Annotated in this window: 1 protein-coding gene; it reads right to left on the reverse strand. The window is 71.0% G+C overall.

Annotated elements, in window-relative coordinates; genetic code table 11:
• A partial coding sequence (locus tag MY520_RS27915) for a zinc-binding dehydrogenase (protein WP_436695954.1) occupies window positions 1-753 on the reverse strand: 753 nt, incomplete at both ends.

The raw sequence follows: 753 nt of genomic DNA on the forward strand, positions 1-753 counted from the left end.
GACGAAGGCGTCGAGGTCGAAGCGGCCCTGCAGGTACAGGTCGACCAGCATCGGGAAGTCGCGGGAGGGCAGGCAGTCGCCGTACCAGGAGGACTTCAGCGCGCCGCCGCGGCCGAAGATCTCGATCAGCGGCAGCTCGATCGTCATGTCCGGGGTGGGGACACCCACCAGCACGACGCGGCCGGCCAGGTCGCGGGCGTAGAAGGCCTGCTCGAACACCGCCGGGTGGCCGACGGCGTCGATCGCGACGTCGACCCCGAAGCCGCCGGTGTGGCCCTTGATCGCCTCGACGGCGTCGGTGTTCTTGGAGTTGACGGTGTGGGTGGCGCCCATCTTCTTGGCCCACTCCAGCTTCCGGTCGTCGATGTCGACGGCGATGATCGTCGACGCGCCGGCCAGCTTGGCCCCGGCGATCGCGGCGTCGCCGACGCCGCCGCAGCCGAACACCGCCACGGACTCGCCGCGCTTGACCGCGCCGGTGTTGATCGCCGCGCCGACGCCGGCCATCACGCCGCAGCCCAGCAGGCCGGCGGCGGTGGCCGGGGCGGTCGGGTCGACCTTGGTGCACTGGCCGGAGTGGACCAGGGTCTTCTCCACGAACGCGCCGATGCCCAGCGCCGGGGACAGCTCGGTGCCGTCGGCGAGGGTCATCTTCTGGGTGGCGTTGGAGGTGTTGAAGCAGTACTGCGGCTCGCCCTTCAGACAGGCCCGGCACTGCCCGCAGACCGCCCGCCAGTTGAGGATGACGAAGTC

The sequence above is a fragment of the Geodermatophilus sp. CPCC 205506 genome, assembly GCF_051383635.1.
Classification (GTDB): Bacteria; Actinomycetota; Actinomycetes; order Mycobacteriales; family Geodermatophilaceae; genus Geodermatophilus.